Raw genomic sequence first — 23,329 nt, 5'->3', positions numbered from 1 at the left:
GATGGTGCGCTCTGTTTGGCGCAAAAACTCTTTTCCGGCGCGGCGCCCGCTATCTCGTGCGGGCCGCCGGCGCCGGTTTGTTTTTGCTGTCGCAGGGGGTTAAAGCTTGATTTCTTGCCAGTTATTTGTCCATAATAGATAGGGGTAAAAACGAGTTGTAGGAGAGTTGAAGGCGTGGTGATCCGTGAATCGTTGCAATATATTCAAGATGCATACGCGGCATTGACGGAGTTGAGCATGCTTATCGTCGATGATCACGGCGCTCCCGTGACGAAAGTATCGAATATGACCGAGCTGGCGGAGCTCGTTTTGTTTGCAGCTGAAAGGGAAGCGCCATCGTTTTTCTGCCCGCGAGAACTTGTTATTGACGGATGGCAGCGTCCATCGGTCGTACCGGTCGGGCGTTTTGGCATGAAAAGCATCGTCGCTCCCGTGTTTGTCGATGAGAAGGCGGAATATTGGATTTGGGCGGGCGTGTTTATCGAGGAAGAGACGAAATGGCTCATTTGCGAACAGCCGCTGGCAGCCGGCGGAAAGTGGGTGTCAGCCATCGAACGATCGGTGGCGCTGCCGGCGCGGGCAGTCGAAGCGAAGTTAAAAGATATAGAAAAGATGGCGGTCATATGCGGGGAATTAATCAGCGGCGAGCGCCGCAAGCAGCAATGCTGTGAATACGGAAAACGGCTCGAAGCAGTGGTTGCGGACAGCTCCGCCCTAGCGGACGTGGACAAGCTGCTTTTTGAGTTGCGGGCGTTCGATGAACGCGTCGATATGGCGTTGTATATCGCCAAGTGTCCGCAAGGATGGATGGTGGCGGCGGCAAGCGGGGAAAAGGCCGGAAAGCTGCGCGGCAAGATGATCGATGCGTTGTTTCCGCCGCTTTCGTCTTCGAAGCCGCCGCTTCGTTCGGTTTACGTTCAAGATGCCGCTTTGGATCCACGCTTTTCCTTTTTTGTCCGCCATGGCATCCGCCCGAAAGCGATGATTGCGTATCCGGCGATGTACGGGAAAACAATGGAAGGATGGGTCATGATCGGCAGCGAGGCGGCCTCTTCACTGCCAGCGGCGCTTCGTTCGGTCGGCTCCGCCCTCGTTCAACATTGGCTGCTTCTGGCTAAATGTACAGAGGCCGATATGAAAATGGACCGCCATTTGATGCGCCTTTCGATGTTGATGGAAATTGGACGGGCCATGCGTATGGTGCAGAACGAGGAAGAAATCATCCGGATGATGGCCGAATTCGCCGCGGAGCTCGCTTACGGCGATTTCGTCTGCGTGGTATGGTCTAGCGATGGCCAAACAGCCGTTGTCCACGAAGGAGCGATGGACGTAGAAATGGCCGTTCGTTATCGGGATGATGTCTGCCGTCGCTATGGCTGTCACGGCGAGAAGGCGAAAAGCGAGGTGCCGGCGTTGCTTGATGTCGAGGGCAAATCGGTGATGGAAGTGCCGTTTTTCGTCGGCGATGGCCGCTATGGCGTTCTCGCCGTTCATATAAAGAAAGGAAGGGAAGCGAAAGAGGCGGAAGTGTATATGACGGCGCTGGCCGCGATTGGTGCGATGATGATTAGCGGCAAGGCCCACGGTGGGAATGATGGGACGGTCAATATCGACATGCTGTCCGAGCAGTTGACAGCCCGGGAGATGGATGTATTGGAGCTGCTCATTCAAGGCTGCAGCAACCGCGAAATTTCAGAACGGTTGTTCATTAGCGTCCATACCGTGAAAAATCATATTACGAACATTTTTCAAAAAATTGGCGTCAATGACCGGTCGCAGTTGATCGCCCTTGTGTATCAACTAAACCACCGCCGGCAGCGCTGCTAAGGGGACATCATTGGACGATGGGTGCCATGATGTCTTTTTTTTTTGGATGTAGGAAATTGGAATGAACCCCATTTTGTATTATAATGAGTTGTAGTAAATAAGAACTATTTTTCGATAGATGGAACAATAAAGGAGAAAAATAGCATTCGAATCCGTTTTCCCCAGCGCTGGAACGTGGGATAGTGGAAAAGCTGCCATGTTGCTTTGGCCGGCGCATAAGCATAACAAGGATAGGGGAATGCCGATGAAGCCCAAGGCCATGATCCGAACGATGGCGATCGTGAAAACGGCGGACATTTTAAAAGCGATGGACATTACCGAGGAACTGGCGAAGAGAATGGGGTTTTTGCCGCGCGATTGCCTTTTTCTTCGGCTCGCGACAGAGGAAGCGTGCACGAATGCGTATGAATATTGTCAAAAAACGAGAAAACTGCCATTTAGGATATTTTGGAAAATTGATGCGAGACAGTTTATGATCATTGTCAAACAGCGAGGAGGATGCTTCTCCGTAGCCCAAACTGATGTCGTCAACACTGGGCCGCGCGGCAGGGGACTGCAGCTGATCACCCATATCGTCGACGATGTATACGTGAAGCAAGCGGGAAACAACGTCTTGTTTTGCATGTGCAAATGCAAAAAAAAAGAGTGACTATTGGAGGAAACAAGATGGAGACAAAACAAGGGGCAATTTGCACGCTGACATGGGCAGAAGATATTACCTTAAACAATGTCGAATCGTTCCGTCAAGCGCTGGAAAAGTTGCTGGACAAACAGGCGGATCAATTGATCGTCAACATGGAGGGGGTCAAATACATTAACAGCGCCGGACTCGGGGTCATCGCTGACAGCGTCATGGCGGCGAGAGCCCGACAAAAAGAGTTGGTCATTGCCGGAGTGGAAGGGTCGCTTGCAGAAATTTTCCATATCGTCAAATTTTCTTCGTTTATCAAACTATTTGCCACAGAGAAGGAAGCCATGGATTATTTCAGTGGAGAATGACGTTCTATGGTGGATGGGTTTTGGGAACATGTTCAACGTTATGACCACCTCGCGTGGCGAGAGTTGCTTCTCGGCTTGGAAAAAATGAATGTATTCGTTGGGCCGGGCGATTATGTGTATTGGCTCGCAGCGCCGGAACAAAGGCGGCTCTTGTTCATTTCGTCATCATGCGAGCAGCTGTACGGCCTGCCTCCGGACGACTTTTACCGCGATCAAGACATATGGGCAAAAGTGTCCTACCCGGATGACCGCGCCAAGGCGGAAAGAAAATGGTCGCTTCTTTCGGGGGCGGATGCGGGTGCCCAAACGTATCGCATCATCAATCAGCGGGATGGCTCCGTCCGCTGGGTGCTTGAACGGACGTTTCCTGTGCTTGGCCAATTCGGGGAAGTGAGGCTCGTCAGCGGAGTTGTCGCTGATCTGACAGAAGCAAAGCGAAACGAGAATGAACGGCAGCTCGCTGAACAAGTGTACAAAGCGATGGAACAGGCGATGCTCGTAACCGATGGCCAGTTTGTCGTTCAGTTTGTCAATCCGGCGTTCACAAAAATCACTGGCCATGGTGTAGAGATTGTCGGTCAGCCGCTGCATACGCTTTACGCGGGTTATTACGAGGCCTGGCTTTATGAGGTGATTCAAGCGGGAACTGGGGAAAGTGGAGAATGGAGGGGGTGGGTGCGCTGGCGGCGGAAAAACGGTTCGGTCTATGTCAGGCAGACGACGGTGCGGGCTGTGCCCGGCCATGATGGAGGAATCGCTTTTTACTTGTTTTTATTTGCCGGTCCAACTTATGAGAACCCATACATCGCAGCGATGAAAGATGACTTGCGGCTGGCCCGCGAGGTGCAAAAGCGCGTGTTGAGCAAGCCGTTGTCGGCCAAAGGAATCCAGATTGCCGGAACGTACATCCCATCGCGGGAGCTGGGGGGCGATATGTACGCCTGGTATCCGATCGACAAACAGCGGTACGGCATTTTTTTAATGGATGTGATGGGTCATGGGGCAGCGGCTTCACTCATTTGCATGTCGGTCCGCTCGCTCTTAAACGGCGTCATCCGCAAAGGGATCGTTCCGACGGAAGTGTTTCGCGAGTTGAACCGCCATATGCGCCAGTTGTACCATGAAAACGGGCGGATGACGTATTATTTCACCGCCGTGTATGTTCTTGTGGATGTCAAGGAACGGATGATTGAATATGCATCAGCCGGCCATCCGCCGGGGTTTTTGTTCCAACCGGACGGAACGGTGGCGGAGTTGGACCGCGGCTGCGCGCCGATCGGGCTGCTTCCGCGCCTTTTTGTCGACAGCGGCCGGTTGCGCTACGAGCCGGGGGCGACGCTTGTGTTGTATTCCGACGGGGCGATTGAAGGGGGGACGGGATCCGTTCGGCAAAAGATTGAAGCGTTCCGCGATGCGCTAACGCCGCATATTTTATTGGACGAGCAGGTGCTTTTGGACCATCTGCGCCGCCATTTTGCGCAAAAAGGGCCGCTTCCGGACGATTTTTCGGCGGTGGTGGCCAAGCTTGGCTAAACGAGGGGAAAAGCCGCCTATATCGGATGATCGATCCGCTTCACAAGCTGCTTTTTCTTTATGTATGAAACGGCACGGCAGCCAACTGTGTCTCGGTTGCAAAAATGGCCTTTTGGGCTATCTTTTTTACGAATCGTGAAAAGACGCATTCACTCCTGCCGCCCAATAATGGCGGCAAACACCAAACTATAGTATAGATTCCTTTCCACAATTCAGGTTAAAATAAAGACAATTACGCTGTTGATTGCGAATACAATATAGAAAAGGCAACAGGAGGGAAGACATATGGCGGTGACGAATCCGGCTGGATTTTGGAAGCGGCTGTTGGCTAACTTGTTGGATGCGATTGTCGTTGGCATTCCGATTTCGATCATCGGCTATTTCATCACTGGCAGTTGGGAAACGAACTGGTTTACGTCATTAGCGAACATCCTTTACGCATTAATCGTTCCGGCTGTTTGGTACGGATATACGGTCGGCAAGCGGATGCTTGGCATCCGGATTGCGAAAGTCAACGGCGGAAAAGTTGGGGTCGGCACGATGTTTTTGCGCTCGTTCGTTGGCGGACTCGTATACTTTATCACGTTTGGCATTGGTCTCATTATTAGTGCGATTATGGTAGCTGCAAGAGAAGACAAACGGTCGATTCACGATTTTATCGCTGGGACGTATGTGACAACGGAAAAACCGACGGTGTAAAGCAGAAAACAGCAGGGGGTGTCCCAAGAGGGTCGGGACGCCTTTTCTTATCTTTCGTGACGGATCATCAACGATCAAAAGAATGACGCTTTTGAGTGGGGCCTTGTTGTTTTTTAGAAGGCCGGTGAAAAAAGGCTGTCGCACGCCAATCAGCGGCATTTCTCCAAAAAATGAAAGTTGATTTCTCAATGTTTCTCAAATGAAAAAACGACCGGGATCAGCCGCGTTTTTCACTAAATCATCAGCCCTTTAGAGGGCTGGTGAAAAACGACCGATTTCGCCGAACCCGTTGCTTTCGGCTGAAAGAGAAGCGTTGATTTTACAGGACTTCTCAATTTGAGAAGAGATTCCGTTTTCCGCGGCTTTTCACTAAATCACCAGCCTTTTAGAAGGCTGGCGATTTAAGAGGGAATATTGCTCTTCAACACTGTTGTTCAAATTGAAAAGTCTTGCGGCGCCACAACTTAATTCCTTGCGATTTCTCCCAAACCGAGCGAATCCGTTGTTTTTCACCAGCCTTTTAGACTAGAAAATCTTTGCAAATCCACACATTCATGATTATGGCCAGGAAGGAAAATGAATGATCATTCACGAATCTATTTAAGCGGTGAAGATAAAGAAAAGACGATTGCATAATGGAAAAGGAGGAGAACGACTTTGTCTTTATCCAGTTATATTATCCGCACAATGTTCGTTGTCATTCCTGGCACAGCGGCGATCGGCATGGCCACATGCCTGGTCAACGGCATTCGCGGGGCGGCATTTTGGTGGACGCTTGTTGCTACGGTGCTGTTTGGCGCGATGCTCGGCTTCGTTTCGGCAACGCTCAACTATCGACGGTTTGTTGCCCCGATTGCCGTTATTAACGAACATTTAGGCAAGATGACAGGCGGAGATTTGACGGTGCGCATACCTCTTGATCGCGTCCAGCAGCTGCGGCCGATTGCGGCGTCGTTAAACGATATGGCAAACGCTTGGCAAAGTGTGATGGGGCAAGTCCAACATCATGCCGAAGAAGTAGCGCAATATTCTCAGCAGCTTGCCGCCGTCGCCGAACAGACGACGAAAGCGACAGAGCAAATTGCGACAACGATGGAAACGCTTGCGGCAAGTGCGGAGGAACAGGCCGATGCTGTCCGCACCACCGCCGCGTCCGTGCATGATATTTCCCAAACATTGAGCGACGTCGCTTGCCATACGAAAGATGTGGCGCACCGCGCCGAGAAAACGTCGGCGAAAGCAGAGGACGGCAAGCAGTCAATCGGACAAATGTCCGAGCAAATGCAGTTCATTTACGATCATGTGCAAACGCTCGGCCAGGTGGTGAAAGGGCTTGGGGAGCGCTCCAACGAGATTGGACAGATTACGGAAGCGATCACCGGCATTGCGTCGCAGACGAATTTGTTGGCGCTCAATGCGGCGATCGAAGCGGCGCGCGCCGGCGAGCAAGGGAAAGGGTTTGCGGTTGTCGCGGACGAAGTGAGGAAGCTCGCAGAACAATCAGCGCGCTCAGCGCAACAAATTTCCGAGCTGATCGGTTACATTCAAGAAGAAACGAAGCGGGCAGTTGCGTCTGCCGAACAGGTGATCGCCGAAGTGGCGAAAGGATTGAACGTTGCGGCGGCATGCGGCCAATCATTTGCCCATATCCGCGAGGAGGTCGGCCAAGTGAGCAAACAAATTGGACAAGTATCGTCCGCCATCGAGCAAATGACGGAGCATGCTCGTCAAGTGAACGACGCACTCCAACAGATGACCAATATTGTCGAACAGTCAGCGTCTGGTGCGGCCAACGTATCGGCAGCGACCCAGGAACAAATGGCTTCCGTCGAGGAAATCGCCTCTTCGTCGACATCGCTCGGTCAGATGGCGGACGAGATGCGGGCAATGCTGAAGAAATTTTCTGTGTGAGTGAGGAAAAGGACGCTTTCTTCGAGAAAGAGGGGCTTTCAAACGACGTGTGGGAGTCAACGTTTGGAATAAAATGGTTTGCATCTTTGCCAATTGCCTGATAAAATAAAAAAAGTCAGTCATCATTGTGATACGCTTATCTGCTAGGGGAGTCCGAGAGCCGGGCTGAGAAAAGAACGCGATGAAGTTCTTTGACCCTTTGAACCTGATCTGGGTCATGCCAGCGTAGGGAAGCAGGCAGCGGGAACAGATGGACGTGTCTTGTTCATTTGGCCTTTTGCCTTCGATCAGGTTCCGGTGTCGGAACCTGTTTTTATTTTGAATCGGCCGCCATCGCCTATTCTCGTGTTTGCCCCGCTTCAGACGGTGTGGCTTCAGATCTGATTTTTCATCATTTTATGTTGAAAGGGGAAGCCACGCATGGAAAACATCCGCTCGTTTATGTCGTTTCCGGAAAGCCGCAAAGTGTACATCGAAGGGTCGCGCCCGGATGTGCGCGTGCCGATGAGAGAAATTGCTTTATCGCCAACGAAAACGCCGCAAGGAATGGTGGAAAACAAACCGGTGCGTGTCTACGATACGACGGGCCCGTATACGGATCCCGATTTTGAACCGGACGTGGAGAAAGGCTTGCCTCCTCTTCGTCGCCGCTGGATTGTCGAGCGCGGCGATGTGGAGGAAATGGAGCGGTCTTCTGTTGCGATCCAACGTTCGCTTCCGTTTGTGCGCCGTCCATTGAGGGCAAAGCCCGGAAAAACAGTGACACAAATGCATTACGCCAAACGGGGGATCATTACGCCAGAAATGGAGTTTGTCGCGATTCGTGAACAAATCGATCCAGAAATTGTCCGCCAAGAAGTCGCCGCTGGTCGGGCCATTATTCCGGCCAATATTAACCATCCAGAGAGCGAACCGATGATCATCGGACGTCGTTTCCATGTGAAAATTAATGCCAATATCGGCAACTCGGCTGTTTCTTCATCGATTGAAGACGAAGTGGAAAAATTGCTTTGGGCAGTGCGTTGGGGCGCCGATACGGTCATGGATTTATCGACCGGCAAACACATTCATGAAACGCGCGAGTACATCATCCGCAATTCGCCGGTCCCCGTGGGAACGGTGCCGATTTATCAGGCGCTCGAAAAGGTAGGAGGGGTGCCGGAGAAGCTGACATGGGACGTGTACCGCGAGACGCTCATCGAGCAGGCTGAACAAGGAGTCGACTACATGACGATCCACGCCGGTGTGCGGCTTCATTACATTCCGCTCACCGCCAACCGGACGACCGGAATTGTCTCGCGCGGCGGCTCGATCATCGCCCAATGGTGTTTGGCCCACCATGAAGAAAACTTTTTGTATACGCATTTTGAAGAAATCTGCGAGATTTTGAAACAATACGATGTCGCGATCTCCCTTGGCGACGGCTTGCGCCCCGGCTCCATCGCCGATGCGAACGATGAGGCGCAGTTTGCGGAACTCAAGACGCTCGGCGAGCTGACGAAAATCGCCTGGAAGCATGATGTGCAGGTGATGATCGAAGGACCGGGGCACATTCCGATGCATAAAATTCGCGAAAATGTCGAGCGGGAACAGGAAATTTGTCATGGAGCGCCGTTTTATACGTTAGGGCCGCTTGTCACCGACATCGCGCCCGGGTATGACCATATTACGTCAGCGATTGGCGCCGCCATCATTGGCGCTTATGGAACGGCGATGCTTTGTTACGTAACGCCCAAAGAACATTTAGGGTTGCCGAATAAAGAGGACGTACGCGCCGGGGTCGTGGCCTATAAAATCGCCGCCCATGCGGCTGATCTGGCAAAAGGGCATCCAGCCGCTCAGCAGCGTGACGACGCGCTCTCGAAAGCGCGCTTTGAATTTCGTTGGAACGATCAGTTCAATTTATCCCTCGATCCGGAACGGGCCCGCGAGTATCATGATGAAACATTGCCGGCTGAGGCGGCGAAAACGGCCCATTTTTGCTCGATGTGCGGGCCGAAATTTTGTTCCATGAACATTTCACATGAACTGCAACGGAAAATCAAAGAGGAGGGGATGAAAGAAAAAGCGCAACAATTTATTCGGCAAGGGTCGTCGCTGTATCAATGACAAGAAGCGGGCTGCGATGCTCGGCATGGTGGAGAGGATACGGAAGTTCGATCAACGGAAAAAGCATGAGCTGGAAAACGCTCGGTGCTGATCGAAGCAGCGGAGGGGTGCGAACGTTCATCGTCTTTGGCGAGGAGACCCCCACTTCAACGACCAAAGGGAGTAAGTGGGGGAGGAATCGCTTTTTTTGTGTTTTTGTATCACTTTTAGTGAAAGAGAGGTGAGACAAATGGACATGACGTTAACAGCCAAAATAAAAATTTACCCAACAGCGGAACAAGCAGAAGTATTGAAAGCCACCCTTTCCGCTTATCGACAAGCGTGCAACGCTGTGTCTGTTGTGATTTTTGACACAAAAGTGCTTGCACAAGCCAAGTTACACGACATGACCTATCGTCTACTTCGATCAAACTACGCTTTGCGTTCGCAAATGGCGCAATCTGTGATTAAAACGGTGATCGCTAGATACCGCTCCCTAAAAAGCAATGGTCACGAATGGACATTGGTTCGCTTTAAAAAGCCTGAATATGATCTCGTTTGGAATCGAGATTACTCCATTGTTCAAGGGTTATTTTCTGTCAATACGCTAGAAGGACGAATCAAAGTGTCATTCGAACCAAAAGGCATGGAACCATATTTTGATGGCTCATGGACGTTTGGCACAGCCAAACTCGTCTACAAGCATAACAAATTCTTTTTGCACATCCCCATGACCAAAACAATTCCAACCGTAGATGAACACAACATTCGCCAAGTGGTCGGTGTCGATGTAGGGGTTAACTTTCTTGCAGTAGCTTATGATTCGCAAGGGAAAACTATCTTTTTTAACGGACGAAAAATCAAGCATATGCGTGCCAAGTACAAACGAATGCGAAAAACCCTCCAGCAAAAAGGGACGGCTTCTGCGCGTCGGAAGTTGAAAACAATCGGACAACGAGAAAACCGTTGGATGACGGATGTGAACCATGCTGTCACGAAGGCACTCGTTCGTCAATATGGGGAACGTACCCTTTTTGTATTAGAAGATTTAACAGGCATTCGTGAAAAAACAGAACGTGTACGTATCCATGACCGATATGAAACCGTATCGTGGGCTTTCTATCAGTTCCGTCAAATGTTAGAGTATAAGGCACGTTTGCATGGGTCAAAAGTGATTGTGGTTGCTCCGCATTACACCTCTTTGACATGTCCAAAGTGTGGTCATACGGAAAAAGCCAATCGAAAGAAACGTACACACACCTTTTGTTGTCGAACATGCGGATATACCTCAAACGATGACCGCATTGGTGCCATGAACCTTCAACGAAAAGGAATAGAGTACATCGTTGAAGGAACGACACAGGCATGACCTGCGTCGTTGGGCAGTTGTCAACCTGCCCCTGATGCAACCCCAAGTCAAGGAAGGAGGACCAAGTCCGCTCGCACTTCTGGGGAGTTGCAAGCCCCCACTTCAAGCGTTAGCGAAGTGGGGGTAGTTGACCGCCCCTCTTGTTTGTTGTGCAAATTGGTCCGGTTCCTTATTATTTTAAAAATATATAATTTTTAAAAAATATATTTACAAATCGTTTCGGATTGATTATGATAATGGCATAAGGTGCAAATTTCTAGTCATAGAATGATCATGCGGGGAAAACTGCGCAGTCTATCGCGGCGCCTTCGCCGGCGCTTCGCTTCCATAGACAGCGGCCAGTTGCGTCATCGAACCGTGGATGATGCCGGCCGCTTCTTTTTATGGCGAAAGGGCCGGGTTTCAGAAGGTTGATCGCGTTTTTCTAGCAGCTTAGTGAAAAAATAACCACTTCTCCTGCATCGACCGCTTTTCGAGAAAAAAGATTTTGATGATGTCTTGATGTGAGAAAGCCATTGGTATGATAGGCTGCTTCTTGAACGTGAGACGGGCATGAGGGTGATGGGCGTGCGCATAAACTGAAACGAAGGGCCATGAGGAGGGATGGGATTGAACACATTTTCCGATATTGTGCAGACGATGCCGCCATATTTGTTCTCCCGATTTCAGAAGAAAAAAGAAGAATTGCTAAAGCTCGGGGTCGATGTCATTGATTTAGGGATCGGCGCCCCCGATTTGCCGCCCCCTTCCTTTGTCATCGAAGCGTTGAAAGAAGCGCTCGATGCGCCAGAACACTATACGTATTCGCCGTATGGCGGCTGCAGGGAGTATCGGGAAGCGGTCGCGCGTTTTTATGAACGGGAATATGGCGTCAAGCTCGATCCGGAGACCGAGGTGTTGGCGTTAATCGGCTCGAAAGAAGGAATCGTCCATTTGCTGCAAGCCGTTCTCAATCCCGGCGAGCTCGCCTTAGTGCCTGATCCGGGCTATCCCGTCTATCGGACGGCCGTCCATTTTGCCCGCGGCCAGAGCCTATCGCTGCCGCTCGATGCGCAACATGGTTATATTCCTCGGTTTGATGCGCTTCCCTCGTCCGTTTATGACCAAGCGAAAATCATGTTTCTCAATTATCCGAGCAATCCGACGGCCGCCGCTGTCGATTTGGATGTATTTGCCGAAGCCGTTTCACTTGCCCGTCAGCACCAGATGTTCATTGCTCATGATGCGGCCTACTCGTTCGTGACGTTTGCCGGTTTTCAAGCGCCGAGCATTTTGCAGGTGGACGGGGCAAAGGAAGTGGCGGTGGAATTTGGATCGTTGTCCAAAAGCTATAACATGGCCGGCTGCCGCATCGGATACGTAGTCGGAAACCGGGACATGATTCGAGCGCTTTCGGTGATCAAGAGCAACACGGATACGTGCCAGTTTATTCCGATCCAGAAGGCGGCGATGGCCGCTTTGACGAACGGACGGACGTTTATTCGAGAAAATAGCCGCATTTATGAACAACGCATGAATATGATGGTCGAGAGACTTCGAGAACTGGGCATCGACGTGCAGCGGCCGAAAGCGACCTTTTTCTTGTGGATCCCGGTCTATGACGGATACTCGTCCGAACGATTTGCCGCCAAACTGCTGGAAGAAGCGGGAGTCATCGTAACACCGGGAACAGCGTTTGGATCCGCAGGGGAAGGATATGTCCGCGTATCGCTGTCAGCGCCGATGGAGCGTCTGCAGCAAGCCGTTGAACGATGGAAGCAAGTGGATTGGGAGGAATCGGCGCGATGAAGAGAACGATGCGTCACATCACGGTGGCTCAAGCCATCGTCGAATGTTTCAAACAGGAACAAATCCGTTATGTGTTTGGTGTGCCGGGGGAAAGTTATTTGCCCCTGCTTGATGCCATCTATGATGAGCCATCCATCGAGTTCATCTCCGCCCGCCATGAAGGGGGTGCTTCCTTTATGGCGGAAGGGTATGCGAAAGCGTCGCGGAAGTGCGGCGTCGTGCTGGCTACAAGGGCGGTTGGCGGGGCGAACTTAACGATCGGCGTCCATACCGCCAGGCAAGATTCCACTCCGATGGTCGTGTTTTTGGGGCAAGTGAACAGCCGCTTCCTAGGACGTGAAGGATTTCAGGAAGTCGATATGGAAGCGTTTTTTCGTCCGATCGCAAAATGGGTGGTCGAAATTCGCGAAGCCGAGCGGGTGCCAGAGCTGGTGCAACGGGCGTTTCGCACCGCGAAAACAGGGCGGCCCGGCCCCGTCGTCGTTTCACTGCCAGAAGATGTATTTTCCAAAACGATAACGGAAGCAGTGATGGCCGAGACCTATGTGCCGAAGCCGGCCCCAAGGCAAGAGGATATACGGAATATAAAGGAGCGGCTCGAGCGCGCCAAAAGGCCGCTCGTGATTGCCGGCGGCGGCGTCAAATGGTCGGGAGCCGAGCAGCTGCTGCGCTTATGGGCGGAAAAGTATGCACTTCCAGTCATGGCGGCGTTCCGGAGGCATGATGTGTTTCCCCACAACCATCCGTGCTATGTCGGCCACCTAGGCCTAGGGACGCCGAAAGAGGTCATGGAAACGGCTGAGCAGGCCGATGTGGTGATTGCGTTGGGGACGCGGCTGTCGGAAGTGACGACGCAAGATTACCGTTTGCTATCTCCAACGCAGACGCTGATTCATATCGATATTGACAGCGATGGGCTCGGAAAAGTGTATGCACCGGATATCGCGGTTTGGGCTGACTGTCGGGAAGCGCTGTCCCGTTTGCTCGATATCGCGGTGCAGCCGTCTTGGCAGGAATGGGCGGCTGAACGGAGGGAACGGTACGAACAAACGGCCGCGCTGCCGCTTGAAAAACGAACTCTCCATGAAGCGGTCATGGCGAGTTTAGGTCACCATTTGCCGAAAAATGCGGTCATTACGAACGATGCTGGGAATTTCGCCGGTTGGCTTCACGCCTTTTTCCCGTTTGGGGATGGGCACACGTACATCGGCCCGACGTCAGGAGCGATGGGATATGGCATGCCGGCTGCCATTGGCGCGAAACTGGCCTTTCCCGACCGGACCGTCGTTTCTTTATCCGGGGATGGCGGCTTTATGATGACGGTGCAGGAGTTGGAAACGGCCGCTCGATACGATATTCCGATCATTAGCATTGTGTTTAACAATCATATGTACGGCACCATCCGCATGCATCAAGAATTGCAGTTTCCGGGGCGGGTCATCGGCACCGATTTAGGCCGCGTGTCGTTTGCCCGGTTGGCAGAATGCTTGAACAGCTGCGGATTCCAAGTGCAGACGGAACAACAGTTCACGGAAGCGCTTCTGTTGGCGCTTGAAGCCAAGAAGCCGACGGTGATTGAAGTGTTGACCGATCCGAACCACATTTCGGTGGCGGCAACGATCCAAGACTTGCGGGCCAAGAGGAAGTCCTGACGATCATCGCTCGGCGTTCAATGTATAAATTATCTCAATAAATCATCTAGAAAAATGGGGGGAGTATACAGTGAAAATCCAAAACTATATCAATGGAGAATGGAAGGAGCCAAGCACCGGGCAATTTGCGCCGGTGATCAATCCGGCGACGGGGGAAACGATTGCCGAGGTGGCGATGTCCGGGCCAAACGATATCGATGAAGCGGTTCAGGCAGCCAAAGAAGCGCAAAAACAGTGGGCCCTCGTGCCGGCGCCGAAACGCGCGGAAATCTTGTATAAAGTTGGGATGCTGCTAAAGGAGCGGAAAGAACAGTTGGCCCGGCTGTTGACGATGGAAATGGGCAAAGTGATTGAGGAAGCGCGCGGCGAAGTGCAGGAAGGCATTGATATGGCGTTTTACATGGCGGGAGAAGGACGGCGGTTGTTCGGCGATACGACGCCGTCTGAACTGAAAGACAAATTCGCCATGAGCGTCCGCACGCCGGTTGGAGTGGTCGGCATCATCACTCCATGGAATTTTCCCATTGCCATCGCCACTTGGAAGTCGTTTCCGGCCATTGTTGCCGGCAATGCGGTCGTATGGAAGCCAGCGCCCGAGACACCGATCATGGCGCAGGAATTAGCTCGCATTTTTGAAGAAGCGGGCTTGCCGCCGGGAGTGTTTCATGTGGTCCACGGTGACGGGCCGACAGTCGGCAATGCGCTCGTCGAGCATCCTGATGTCAAGGTCATCTCATTTACCGGATCGAATGAAGTCGGGCGGATGATTGCGGAAAAATGCGGACGGCTGTTGAAAAAGGTGTCGCTTGAAATGGGAGGAAAAAACGCCGTCATTGTGATGGATGATGCGGATTTGACATTGGCGGTTGACGGCATCATCTGGAGTGCGTTCGGCACGTCGGGGCAGCGGTGCACGGCGTGCAGCCGGGTCATCGTCCATGAGCGGGTGAAACAGGAGCTTGAGCGGCGTCTGCTTGAAGCCGTGAAAACATTGAAAATCGGCAACGGGTTGGATGAAACGGTCAAAGTCGGACCCGTCATCCATGAAGAGGCGCTGCAAAAAATCGACCGCTACGTGCGCATTGGCGTAGAAGAAGGGGCGAAACTGCTTGTGGGTGGCTATATATTGCGCGAGGGCGACTATGCGCGCGGCTTTTATTACGCGCCGACGATTTTCACCGATGTCACGCCGAATATGCGCATCGCCCGCGAAGAAATTTTCGGCCCGGTTGTGTCGATCATTTCCGTCCGCAGTTTGGACGAAGCGATCGCCGTCAACAACAGCGTCGATTATGGGCTGTCAAGCGCCATTTTCACACGCGATGTCAACAATGTATTCCGAGCGATGCGCGATTTGGACACCGGCATCGTGTATGTCAACGCCGGCACAACGGGAGCGGAAATTCATTTGCCGTTTGGCGGCACGAAAGGGACGGGCAACGGCCACCGCGACTCCGGCGTCGCTGCGCTTGACGTATTCACCGAATGGCGGAGCATTTATGTCGATTTCAGCGGCAAGCTGCAGCGGGCGCAAATCGATACCGATGATTGAACCGGGCTGTCCGATACCGATGATTGAACCGGGCTGTCGCTTGCAACATGGCCGGCAAAAGAGAAGCGAAGATCAACGTGGAACATATATCGTGAATCGAAGCAGCGGCCGCGGCAAAGATGTGAAAAAAGCGGCTGTCATGTGAGCGTATGGCAAAGAATCGGTGACAGAGGGGGAAAGAACGATGAAAGTGCTCGTGCTTGGAGCGGGGCTGATGGGCAAAGAAGCAGCACGCGATTTAGTGCAAAGCCAAGATGTTGAGGCGGTGACGTTGGCGGATGTCGATTTGGCCAAGGCGGAGCAGACGGTGCGGCAGCTTCATTCCAAAAAGCTTGCCGCTGTGCGGGTGGATGCCAGCGACAAGCAGCAGCTGTCGGCTTTCATGAAAGGGCACGATGTGGTTGTCAACGCCTTGTTTTACCAGTTTAACGAAACGGTGGCGAAAACAGCTATTGCAGCTGGCGTCCATTCTGTCGATTTAGGCGGCCATATCGGCCATATCACCGACCGGGTGCTTGAGCTGCATGAACAAGCCCAAGCCGCTGGGGTGACCATCATCCCCGACCTTGGCGTCGCACCCGGAATGATCAACATTTTATCCGGCTATGGGGCGAGTCAACTCGATGAGGTGGAATCCATCTTGCTGTATGTTGGCGGCATCCCTGTCCGCCCCGAACCGCCGCTGGAGTACAACCATGTGTTTTCGCTCGAGGGGCTGCTTGACCATTACACCGATCCGGCCTTGATCATCCGCAACGGCCAAAAGCAGGAAGTGCCGTCCCTTTCGGAAGTCGAGCCGATTTATTTCGACCGGTTCGGGCCGCTTGAAGCGTTTCACACCTCAGGCGGGACGTCGACGCTCTCGCGCTCGTTTCCGAACTTGAAGCGGCTCGAGTACAAAACGATCCGCTACCGCGGCCATGCGGAAAAATGCAAGCTGCTTGTCGATTTGAATTTGACGCGCAACGATGTGGAAGTTGAGATCAATGGATGCAGAGTCAAGCCGCGCGATGTGCTGCTTTCCGTCCTGAAGCCGCTGCTCGATTTGAAAGGAAAAGATGATGTGGTGTTGCTTCGGGTCATCGTCGGCGGTAGAAAAGATGGAAAAGAAACGGTGCTGGAATACGAAACCGTCACGTTCAATGACCGCGAAAATAAGGTGACGGCGATGGCGCGTACGACGGCCTACACCATTTCCGCTGTCGCCCAGCTCATCGGCCGTGGGGTGATCACAAAGCGCGGCGTCTATCCGCCGGAGCAAATCGTTCCGGGGGATGTATATATGGACGAGATGAAAAAACGAGGAGTGGTGATTAACGAGAAGAAAACGGTTCGCTTATGAAAAAAGCATCATAGAGTGATGATAAGAGATGATGACAATGATCCGAATAAAAAACACGCCTGTTTCTCACCGAGAAACGGGCGTGTTTTCGTTTTGTCCGCAACGGTTGCTTTTATACAGTTTTCGTTGCCGATGGCTCCCGTTTGCGCCAGGCAAGGAAAAGGAATGCAACAAGCGACAGCGCCATGGCGATCATAAACGGCGCCTTTGCGGAAACGGCATGACCGATGACGCCAGATAGCACTGGAGCGATGGCCGCCCCCATCCAGCGAACGAAGTTGTACATGCCGGAAGTGACGCCGCGTTCATACGGCGATGTTTCCATCACATAGCCTGTAAACAAGGCGTTGTTTAAGCCGGATACAAGGCCCGACAAAATGATAAGGACGATCATGAACCATGTTTGTTCAGCGACCGCTAAAAGCAGCAATAAAACGGCAAACAGCAATAAGCTGTAAGGCAATATTTGTTTCGATTCGTATTTTGCTTCAAGCCGGTGGGCCAACGCTGCCGATCCGTAGGCGAGGCAAAGCCCCCAGCCGAAAAAGACAAGACCGATTTGAATCGCCGATAACTTCATGACCAGAGGCGAATAGGCCAAAACAACGAAAAAGCCGTAATAATAAAGCATCCCGCCGATCGCCCCTTTTAAAAACGGCGGAAAGGCGAGCAGATGCCGCATTTCCTGCCATCCGACTGCTTTTTTCGGTTTTCCTTTGTTTGGATCATACACAAAAAATGCGACAAGCAAAAAGGCGATAAAAATGAGTACGCTTGTGCCGATAAACGGGTAGCGCCATGAATGTTGGCCCAGCAGTCCACCGATGAGCGGACCGCCGGCCATGCCGAGGCCGATCGCCGCCTCATACAAGCCGACAGCGGTGCTTGCCTGCGGTGTCAAAGCGATTAACAGTGTCATAGCCGTTGCAAAAAAGGTGGCATTGCCAAGCCCCCAACCGGCGCGGAAGATCGACAGTTGTGGAATGTCGGCGGCGAAACCGCACAATAATGAGAAAATCGTGACAAGGCCAAGTCCGATCACCATCATTTGTTTATCACCAACGCGGCTGACGACAAGGCCAACGGGAATCATCATGACCGCCATCGTAAAAATATAGGCGGTAAACAACATTTCCACTTGCCAGTGGGTCGCGCCGATGCTTTCGGCGATGACCGGCAAAATCGGATCGACGACGAAAAAACGTCGCACAAAACAAAAAAAGATATCCCCGCTAGACTCGGGATATCCGGTTATGTGAAGGCTATATGTCCGCTTTTTTTGCTTCAAGCGCTTCTTTTACCGCTGCCTCGATCTCCTGATAGCTCGTGCAGCGGCAAATATTGGACTCCAGCCATTCTTGAATCGTCGCTTGATCCGCGCCCGGATGCCGCTCGATGAGTGCGTGGGCGTTCATAATGAATCCAGGAGTGCAATAGCCGCACTGAAAGGCGAAGTGGCGGACGAAGGCGTGCTGAATGGGGGCATCATCAAGCCCTTCGATCGTGGTGATTTCTTTGCCGACTGTCTCAATCGCGAGCATCATGCACGATTTGATTGGCGTGCCGTCGACTAAGACGGTGCAGGCGCCGCAGTCGCCGTTCAAACAGCCTGGCTTGGCCCCGGTCAGCCCCAGCCCATCGCGCAAAACAAACAGCAGCGTTTCGGCTTGGCGAGTGACGATCGATCTTCGTTCTCCATTAACGTGCAGCACAAGCTCCCGCTTTGTCGTTTCCTCCATGTCCGCATGCTCACCTCCTGTTTAGACGGTTTCTCCGTCTCCGAGCTCACGAAGCATATCTTCAAGCAGCTGGGCGGCCACGAACAGCCGGTAGTCTGCTGAGCCTTCAATATCGTGCAAAATCGGGCGCGGGAAGGCGTCAACCGCTGCTTGGATTCGTTCACCAACTGGGCGGTTCCGGTCGTTGAGGTGCGCCTCAACGTCAGCCGAGCGAAACGGAAACGGGCAGATGCCGCTTAGGGCAACGCGAACCGTCCCGTCTTTTTTCAGCGCTGCAATCGTCACAAGCGGGTAGCCGACTTCCCCTTGCTTGCGGCGCTTGCGGTGGAAATGGGGCAGGGTGGCGGTGGCACGGTCAACCTTGAACTGGACGACAAATTCACCGCGGCCAAGCTGCAGCTGTTGATGAAACAAGTCAAGGAAGCGGCATTGCCTGATGCCGTATGGTCCGGCGATGATGACATCCGCCTCGGCGACGAATAGCGGCAGTGCGGTCTCACGGTAAAAAATTTGTCCGCAGATGTTGCCGCCGAGCGTAATTTGGTTGCGCGCTGTCCGGTCGGCGACTTCTCGCGCCGCTTTTGTCAATAACGGGAACGGATTTGCTTCTTCGAGCTCGCCGAGGGAGAGCGCCGCTCCGAGCACGAGAGAACCATTGTCGACATCAAGCGACCGACATTCAGGGATCGATTTTATGTCAATGACGGCCGCGGTGCGGACAAGGTTCAACCGAGACAACGTGATGATTTCCGTGCCGCCGCCGTAGTAGAGCGGTCGTTTTCCATCCCGCTCGAGCGCCGCAAACAGCGCTGTCGCTTCGGCGATCGACTGCGGCCGGTAGTAGGCAAAGTCAAACGGAACCATAGGAGTCCCCTTTCTGTGTCCGCCAAATGAGTTCAGGCACAAGCGGCAGTTCGTTAAGCGGCACGCCGGCGGCGAGCGACAAAGCGTTGGCCAAGGCGGCGGGCATGCCGATCAAGCCATGTTCGCCGATGCCGCGAGCGCCGTATGGGGCATCGATTTGCGGCGTTTCGACAAACTCAACGATGTACTCTGGATGTTCGCCGAAGCGAATCGGCCGGTATGTGCGCAACTGTGGGTTTAACACGCGCTGTTCGTTGTCAAAAAGAAACCCTTCGCGGCTGGCAAAGCTTAGCCCCATGCTCATCGCCCCCATCGCTTGGCCAAGCGCTGCCTTTGGGTTGAGCACTTTGCCGGCATCAATGACCGCATACGCTTTGACAATGCGATACGTGTAGTCGCGGCGGTTGAACTCAATTTCCACTCCCTCGGCGCATACGCCCCATTCCGGTCCCGGTTTGCCGGCGCCGGTCTCCGGATCAAGCGGGGTCAAGTGGCGCAAAATGTAGTGGCCGCGCCCGATCACTTGCCCGCCGATGGCGTTGCCGTTCGGAAACTTGTAGCCATAGGCGATGTCTTTGATCAGAAGAAAGATGGCCGGGTCATCGCGCAAAAAGACGCGCCCGAATCCGACTTCCAAATCGTCCGGCGAGGCCCGCAAGACGCAGGCGGCGATGTCTTTTAACTGACGGATGGCGTCGTCGGCAGCGGCAAGCGCCGCACGTCCGGCCATAAACGTCCCGCGGCTGGCGACTGTTTTCCAATGTTCCGGCGTCGTTTGCGTATCAATATCCATTTTGACATGGACACAATCGACGTCCATCTTCAGCCGTTCAGCAACGATTTGCGCGAGCACCGTTTTCGTTCCGGTTCCGATTTCGACGACGCCGGAGATGACGTTGACGCTGCCGTCGGAGTTGAACGTTAAGATGACGCCCGAGCTAGCATCTGTGTCGATCGTCGATGTTTTCCAGCCGCTGCTGATTCCCTTTGCTCTTACCGTATAAGCGTCCACTTCGACGCGCTGCCACTCGTCCCAGCGCATCAGCTCGCGCAACCGGTCGAGGCAGGCTGATATGTTGCCGACGTTGCTTTTTGTGAGCCGCACTTGCGTCGGGGTCGTATGCCCCGGGCGGATGGCATTTTTGCGCCGCACGTCCCATGGGTCAAGTTGAAGCGTTCGTGCCAATTCATCGATGGCCCGCTCGACGGCAAATGCCTGTTCGCAATGGCCAAAACTGCGAAACGGCGTCGCGTACGGGCGATTCGTATAGACGCACAATGAATCACAAAAGACGTTTTCGACATGGTACGGGCCGGTGCAATCGACGGCTGCGGCGCGGCTGACATCGATCGCCTTGTCGGAATAAGCCCCGCCGTCAAATAGAAATAAGATTTCCATGGCCTTGAACAAGCCCTCTTTTGTCGCGCCGATTTTGACGGTTGCCTCCAAACCGATATGGACGGGCGAAGTGACCATGTCATGCTCGCGGCTGTTCCAGACGCTCACTTTTCGGCCGCCGACCGCTTTGGAGGCAAGGTAGGCAAGCAACTCAAGCTGGACGGGCGCTTTTCCTCCGTAGGCGCCGCCGACAAGCGGCGTATGGACGATGACTTTGCCGGTTTCTTCGCCAAAATACGTATGAAGCAACTTCTTGATCATAAACGGTGACTGTGAGGAGGCGGAAATATGGATCGTGCCGTCCGGCCAAATTTCTGCCGTGGCGCAGCGTGTTTCCATCGCGATATGATCGGAAGGGGCGAACGATACGCTTGTTTCGACGATGACGTCGCTTTCAGCAAACCCTTGTTCAATGTTGCCTTTTCGGATTTTTGTCCGGTGGGCGACGTTTGTCCCTGGCTCAGGATGAGTCGTTTTGTTTTTTTCATAGCGGTCGAGATGTTCATGCAATAATGGAGCGCCTTCTTTCAACGCTTCGCGCGGCGAGCCGACGGCTGGAAGCGGTTCGTAAACGACGCGGACGAGGCGGGCCGCTTGTTCGGCTTGCGCGAGCGTATCGGCTACGACGACGGCGACGACTTCGCCATAGTAGCGCACTTTGTCGACGGCGATCGGCGGACGATCGCGCATGTCTTCACCGGTGAGCGGAAGCCCTTCGCCGGTCACAACAGCATGGACGCCGTGGACGGCGAGCGCGCGGCGTGCATCCAGCGAGAGGATGCGCGCATGGGCGTATGGGCTTGTTACTAGAGCGGCATGAAGCATCCCCTGTTCTTTGAAATCGTTCGTATATTTCGCCCGGCCGGTCACTTTATCCCACGCTTCTTTGCGGATGATGCTTTTACCGATGGCCACGGTGGCGTCCCTCCTTTTCTTCTCGATCCATGACGGCACGCTTATAATCGTCTATCGTGTCAATGTCGATGCCGATCGTCTCATCGCCTTCATACAAGAGACCGCGCCAACGCGGATGGTGAAACAGTGTGCGCCCCCCGGCATCGCCCCTTAGAGCAAGCAAGGCAGGGAACGTTTGTTTCCCAAAAATGACTGGGGGCATCGGCGTGCCGAAGCGGGTGAAGGCGACGTAATCAGGACGGTGGCGGCGGTAAAGGTCGGTAAGCGCATTGATTACGTCCGCAGTGACAAATGGTTGGTCCGCCAACAATACGACAGCGGCGTCCGCCCCGCTAGCGAGCGATTCCCGCAAGCCGCAGGCAAGCGAATGCGCCTGCCCACGGCAATGGTCAGCGCAACGGGTGAAGCGGCAGTTTTCATGATTCCGAAGCTCGTCTGGAAGCCACGCGAGCGCATCGTCCGGAGGAACGACGACGATGACGGGCGAAAGGCGGGAACGAAGCGCCGCTTTAAGGCTGGCGGCCCCCAGCGTGCTTTCTCCCCAAGGCAAAGCGCGTTTATCCGTTCCCATCCGCCGGCTTTCTCCAGCCGCCAAATAAATGACAGCGATGGTTGGGCCATTCATGATACTCTCTCCGTTGATCGCCCGCGAAGGACGCTGATCAATTCGGCGGTGATGCTAACGGCGATCTCATACGGACCGCGTGCGCCGATGGAAAGCCCTGCCGGCGAACGGACAAATGGAGGCGTCGAGCCGGAAGGAAAGAGGCGGTCCGTGCGCCGCCGCGGACCGAGCACGCCCAGATAAGCGAGCGGCATGTCGGCTAACAAGGAAACGAGTTCGCGGTCGCGTTCAAACTGATGGGTCGTGATGACGACAAAGTCGCGCTCGTTTAGGCGAAGCCGCGGAACAGTTTCATGCGGAAAGCCCATGACGAAGGCGTCGGCGTCCGGAACATGGGATGGGTGGCAAAACGCTGGGCGCCAATCACTCACGGTAACGGAAAATCCCGCCGCTTTGGCCGCCGCGACGAGCGGCGGGGCGTCCGGACCGGCGCCGAAAATGACGAGGCGCGGCTTTGGCCAAAAATGTTGGATGTAAAACGCGCCGTCATCTGTTTCCTGCACCCCGTTCCGGCCGCGGAAAAACGGGGTGCCATGCAGCGCGTTGAGCCATTCCGGCCTCGGCGGTGAAACATAGCCGCCGAAGCGTTCCCCTGTTTCGCTTTGGAAAAACGGCGGTTCCTTAGGATGAGCGATGCTTCGCGCCATCAGCACATGTTCGCCGCGGTCAAGGCGCTGTTTCAACGTAAGCCAATCCGGTTTCGTCTCGTTTGTGACCGGCTCAAGCCAAACATGGATGACGCCGTCGCATCCGCTTCCTTGCCCCCACCCTCCGTCATCTTCTGTGCGCAAGTCAAACGATAGGGCCGCCGCCTGCCGGCTTGACAGCACTTCGATCGCATGCGCAGCCACCGCTTCTTCGAGGCATCCGCCGCTTAATAAGCCGGTTGTCTTTCCGTCTGCTCCGATCCACATCCATGTTCCTTCCTTTTGGTAGGCCGAGCCTTCCACGTCAATCGTGATGGCGAATACACCATCGTTCGGCGCGGCGGCCATGGCATTGAGCGCGGCATAGTAGCTTTCCATGC

At 53.7% G+C, this 23,329-nt stretch carries 18 protein-coding genes and 1 riboswitch; of the genes, 12 read left to right on the top strand and 6 right to left on the bottom strand.

Annotation, left to right across the window (positions count from 1 at the left end; all coding sequences use genetic code 11):
- Positions 1–174 precede the first annotated feature (174 nt).
- From CWI35_RS08290 to CWI35_RS08235, 12 genes are all read left to right on the top strand, one after another.
- Positions 175–1,827, top strand: a complete 1,653-nt coding sequence (locus CWI35_RS08290) for a helix-turn-helix domain-containing protein (RefSeq protein WP_119877652.1) — start codon at positions 175–177, stop codon at positions 1,825–1,827.
- A gap of 244 nt (positions 1,828–2,071) precedes the next feature.
- Positions 2,072–2,476 carry an ATP-binding protein gene (locus tag CWI35_RS08285; protein ID WP_031212548.1) on the top strand — a complete coding sequence of 135 codons (405 nt, stop codon included), beginning with the start codon at positions 2,072–2,074 and terminating at the stop codon, positions 2,474–2,476.
- A gap of 17 nt (positions 2,477–2,493) precedes the next feature.
- Positions 2,494–2,826, top strand: a complete 333-nt coding sequence (locus CWI35_RS08280; protein ID WP_011229870.1) for an STAS domain-containing protein — start codon at positions 2,494–2,496, stop codon at positions 2,824–2,826.
- Between the two features lie 6 nt (positions 2,827–2,832).
- Positions 2,833–4,359 carry a PP2C family protein-serine/threonine phosphatase gene (locus tag CWI35_RS08275; RefSeq protein WP_119877651.1) on the top strand — a complete coding sequence of 509 codons (1,527 nt, stop codon included), beginning with the start codon at positions 2,833–2,835 and terminating at the stop codon, positions 4,357–4,359.
- A 285-nt stretch (positions 4,360–4,644) separates the two neighbouring features.
- Entirely contained in the window at positions 4,645–5,058 is a 414-nt protein-coding gene (locus CWI35_RS08270) for an RDD family protein (RefSeq protein WP_011229872.1), read from the top strand.
- A 657-nt stretch (positions 5,059–5,715) separates the two neighbouring features.
- Entirely contained in the window at positions 5,716–6,969 is a 1,254-nt protein-coding gene (locus tag CWI35_RS08265; RefSeq protein ID WP_119877650.1) for a methyl-accepting chemotaxis protein, read from the top strand.
- Positions 6,970–7,104: 135 nt separating this feature from the next.
- Positions 7,105–7,218: riboswitch (TPP riboswitch) on the top strand.
- A 171-nt stretch (positions 7,219–7,389) separates the two neighbouring features.
- A complete protein-coding gene (gene thiC, locus CWI35_RS08260; protein ID WP_011229874.1) occupies positions 7,390–9,078 on the top strand; it encodes a phosphomethylpyrimidine synthase ThiC in 1,689 nt (562 codons plus the stop codon).
- 229 nt (positions 9,079–9,307) lie between these two features.
- Positions 9,308–10,426: an RNA-guided endonuclease InsQ/TnpB family protein gene (locus tag CWI35_RS08255; protein WP_011229875.1), complete on the top strand. Its 1,119-nt coding sequence runs from the start codon at positions 9,308–9,310 to the stop codon at positions 10,424–10,426.
- Positions 10,427–11,035: 609 nt separating this feature from the next.
- The gene (locus tag CWI35_RS08250; RefSeq protein ID WP_119877649.1) at positions 11,036–12,214 is read left to right on the top strand and encodes an aminotransferase class I/II-fold pyridoxal phosphate-dependent enzyme; all 1,179 of its coding nucleotides are present in this window, start codon (positions 11,036–11,038) and stop codon (positions 12,212–12,214) included.
- A complete protein-coding gene (locus tag CWI35_RS08245) occupies positions 12,211–13,866 on the top strand; it encodes a thiamine pyrophosphate-binding protein (RefSeq protein WP_011229877.1) in 1,656 nt (551 codons plus the stop codon). The genes CWI35_RS08250 and CWI35_RS08245 overlap by 4 nt, the downstream gene beginning before the upstream one ends.
- Before the next feature lie 70 nt (positions 13,867–13,936).
- On the top strand, positions 13,937–15,418 hold the full coding sequence (locus CWI35_RS08240) for an aldehyde dehydrogenase family protein (protein WP_068896326.1): 1,482 nt from the start codon (positions 13,937–13,939) through the stop codon (positions 15,416–15,418).
- 184 nt (positions 15,419–15,602) lie between these two features.
- Positions 15,603–16,760: a saccharopine dehydrogenase family protein gene (locus CWI35_RS08235; protein ID WP_011229879.1), complete on the top strand. Its 1,158-nt coding sequence runs from the start codon at positions 15,603–15,605 to the stop codon at positions 16,758–16,760.
- A 112-nt stretch (positions 16,761–16,872) separates the two neighbouring features.
- On the opposite strand, the gene CWI35_RS08230 is transcribed toward CWI35_RS08235, so the two are convergent.
- From CWI35_RS08230 to CWI35_RS08205, 6 genes are read right to left on the bottom strand one after another with little or no spacing between them, the layout of a single operon-like run.
- Positions 16,873–17,970, bottom strand: coding sequence for an MFS transporter (locus tag CWI35_RS08230; protein WP_276121803.1), 1,098 nt, complete (start codon positions 17,968–17,970; stop codon positions 16,873–16,875).
- A 52-nt stretch (positions 17,971–18,022) separates the two neighbouring features.
- On the bottom strand, positions 18,023–18,499 hold the full coding sequence (locus tag CWI35_RS08225; RefSeq protein WP_011229881.1) for a (2Fe-2S)-binding protein: 477 nt from the start codon (positions 18,497–18,499) through the stop codon (positions 18,023–18,025).
- Between the two features lie 21 nt (positions 18,500–18,520).
- Positions 18,521–19,363, bottom strand: a complete 843-nt coding sequence (locus CWI35_RS08220) for an FAD binding domain-containing protein (RefSeq protein WP_011229882.1) — start codon at positions 19,361–19,363, stop codon at positions 18,521–18,523.
- Complete coding sequence (locus tag CWI35_RS08215; protein ID WP_119877647.1) at positions 19,350–21,677, bottom strand: xanthine dehydrogenase family protein molybdopterin-binding subunit; 2,328 nt, start codon at positions 21,675–21,677, stop codon at positions 19,350–19,352. Before CWI35_RS08215 ends, CWI35_RS08220 begins: the two co-directional genes overlap by 14 nt.
- The gene (gene pucB / locus CWI35_RS08210) at positions 21,664–22,302 is read right to left on the bottom strand and encodes a xanthine dehydrogenase accessory protein PucB (protein ID WP_023633775.1); all 639 of its coding nucleotides are present in this window, start codon (positions 22,300–22,302) and stop codon (positions 21,664–21,666) included. The genes CWI35_RS08215 and pucB overlap by 14 nt, the downstream gene beginning before the upstream one ends.
- Positions 22,299–23,327: an XdhC family protein gene (locus tag CWI35_RS08205; protein WP_014194860.1), complete on the bottom strand. Its 1,029-nt coding sequence runs from the start codon at positions 23,325–23,327 to the stop codon at positions 22,299–22,301. The genes pucB and CWI35_RS08205 overlap by 4 nt, the downstream gene beginning before the upstream one ends.
- Positions 23,328–23,329 lie beyond the last annotated feature (2 nt).

It is taken from the genome of [Bacillus] caldolyticus (genome assembly GCF_003595605.1).
In the GTDB taxonomy this organism is placed as follows: Bacteria; Bacillota; Bacilli; order Bacillales; family Anoxybacillaceae; genus Geobacillus; species Geobacillus thermoleovorans.
Note: the sequence above shows the minus strand (reverse complement) of the source record. Positions and strands in the feature narration are given on the sequence as shown.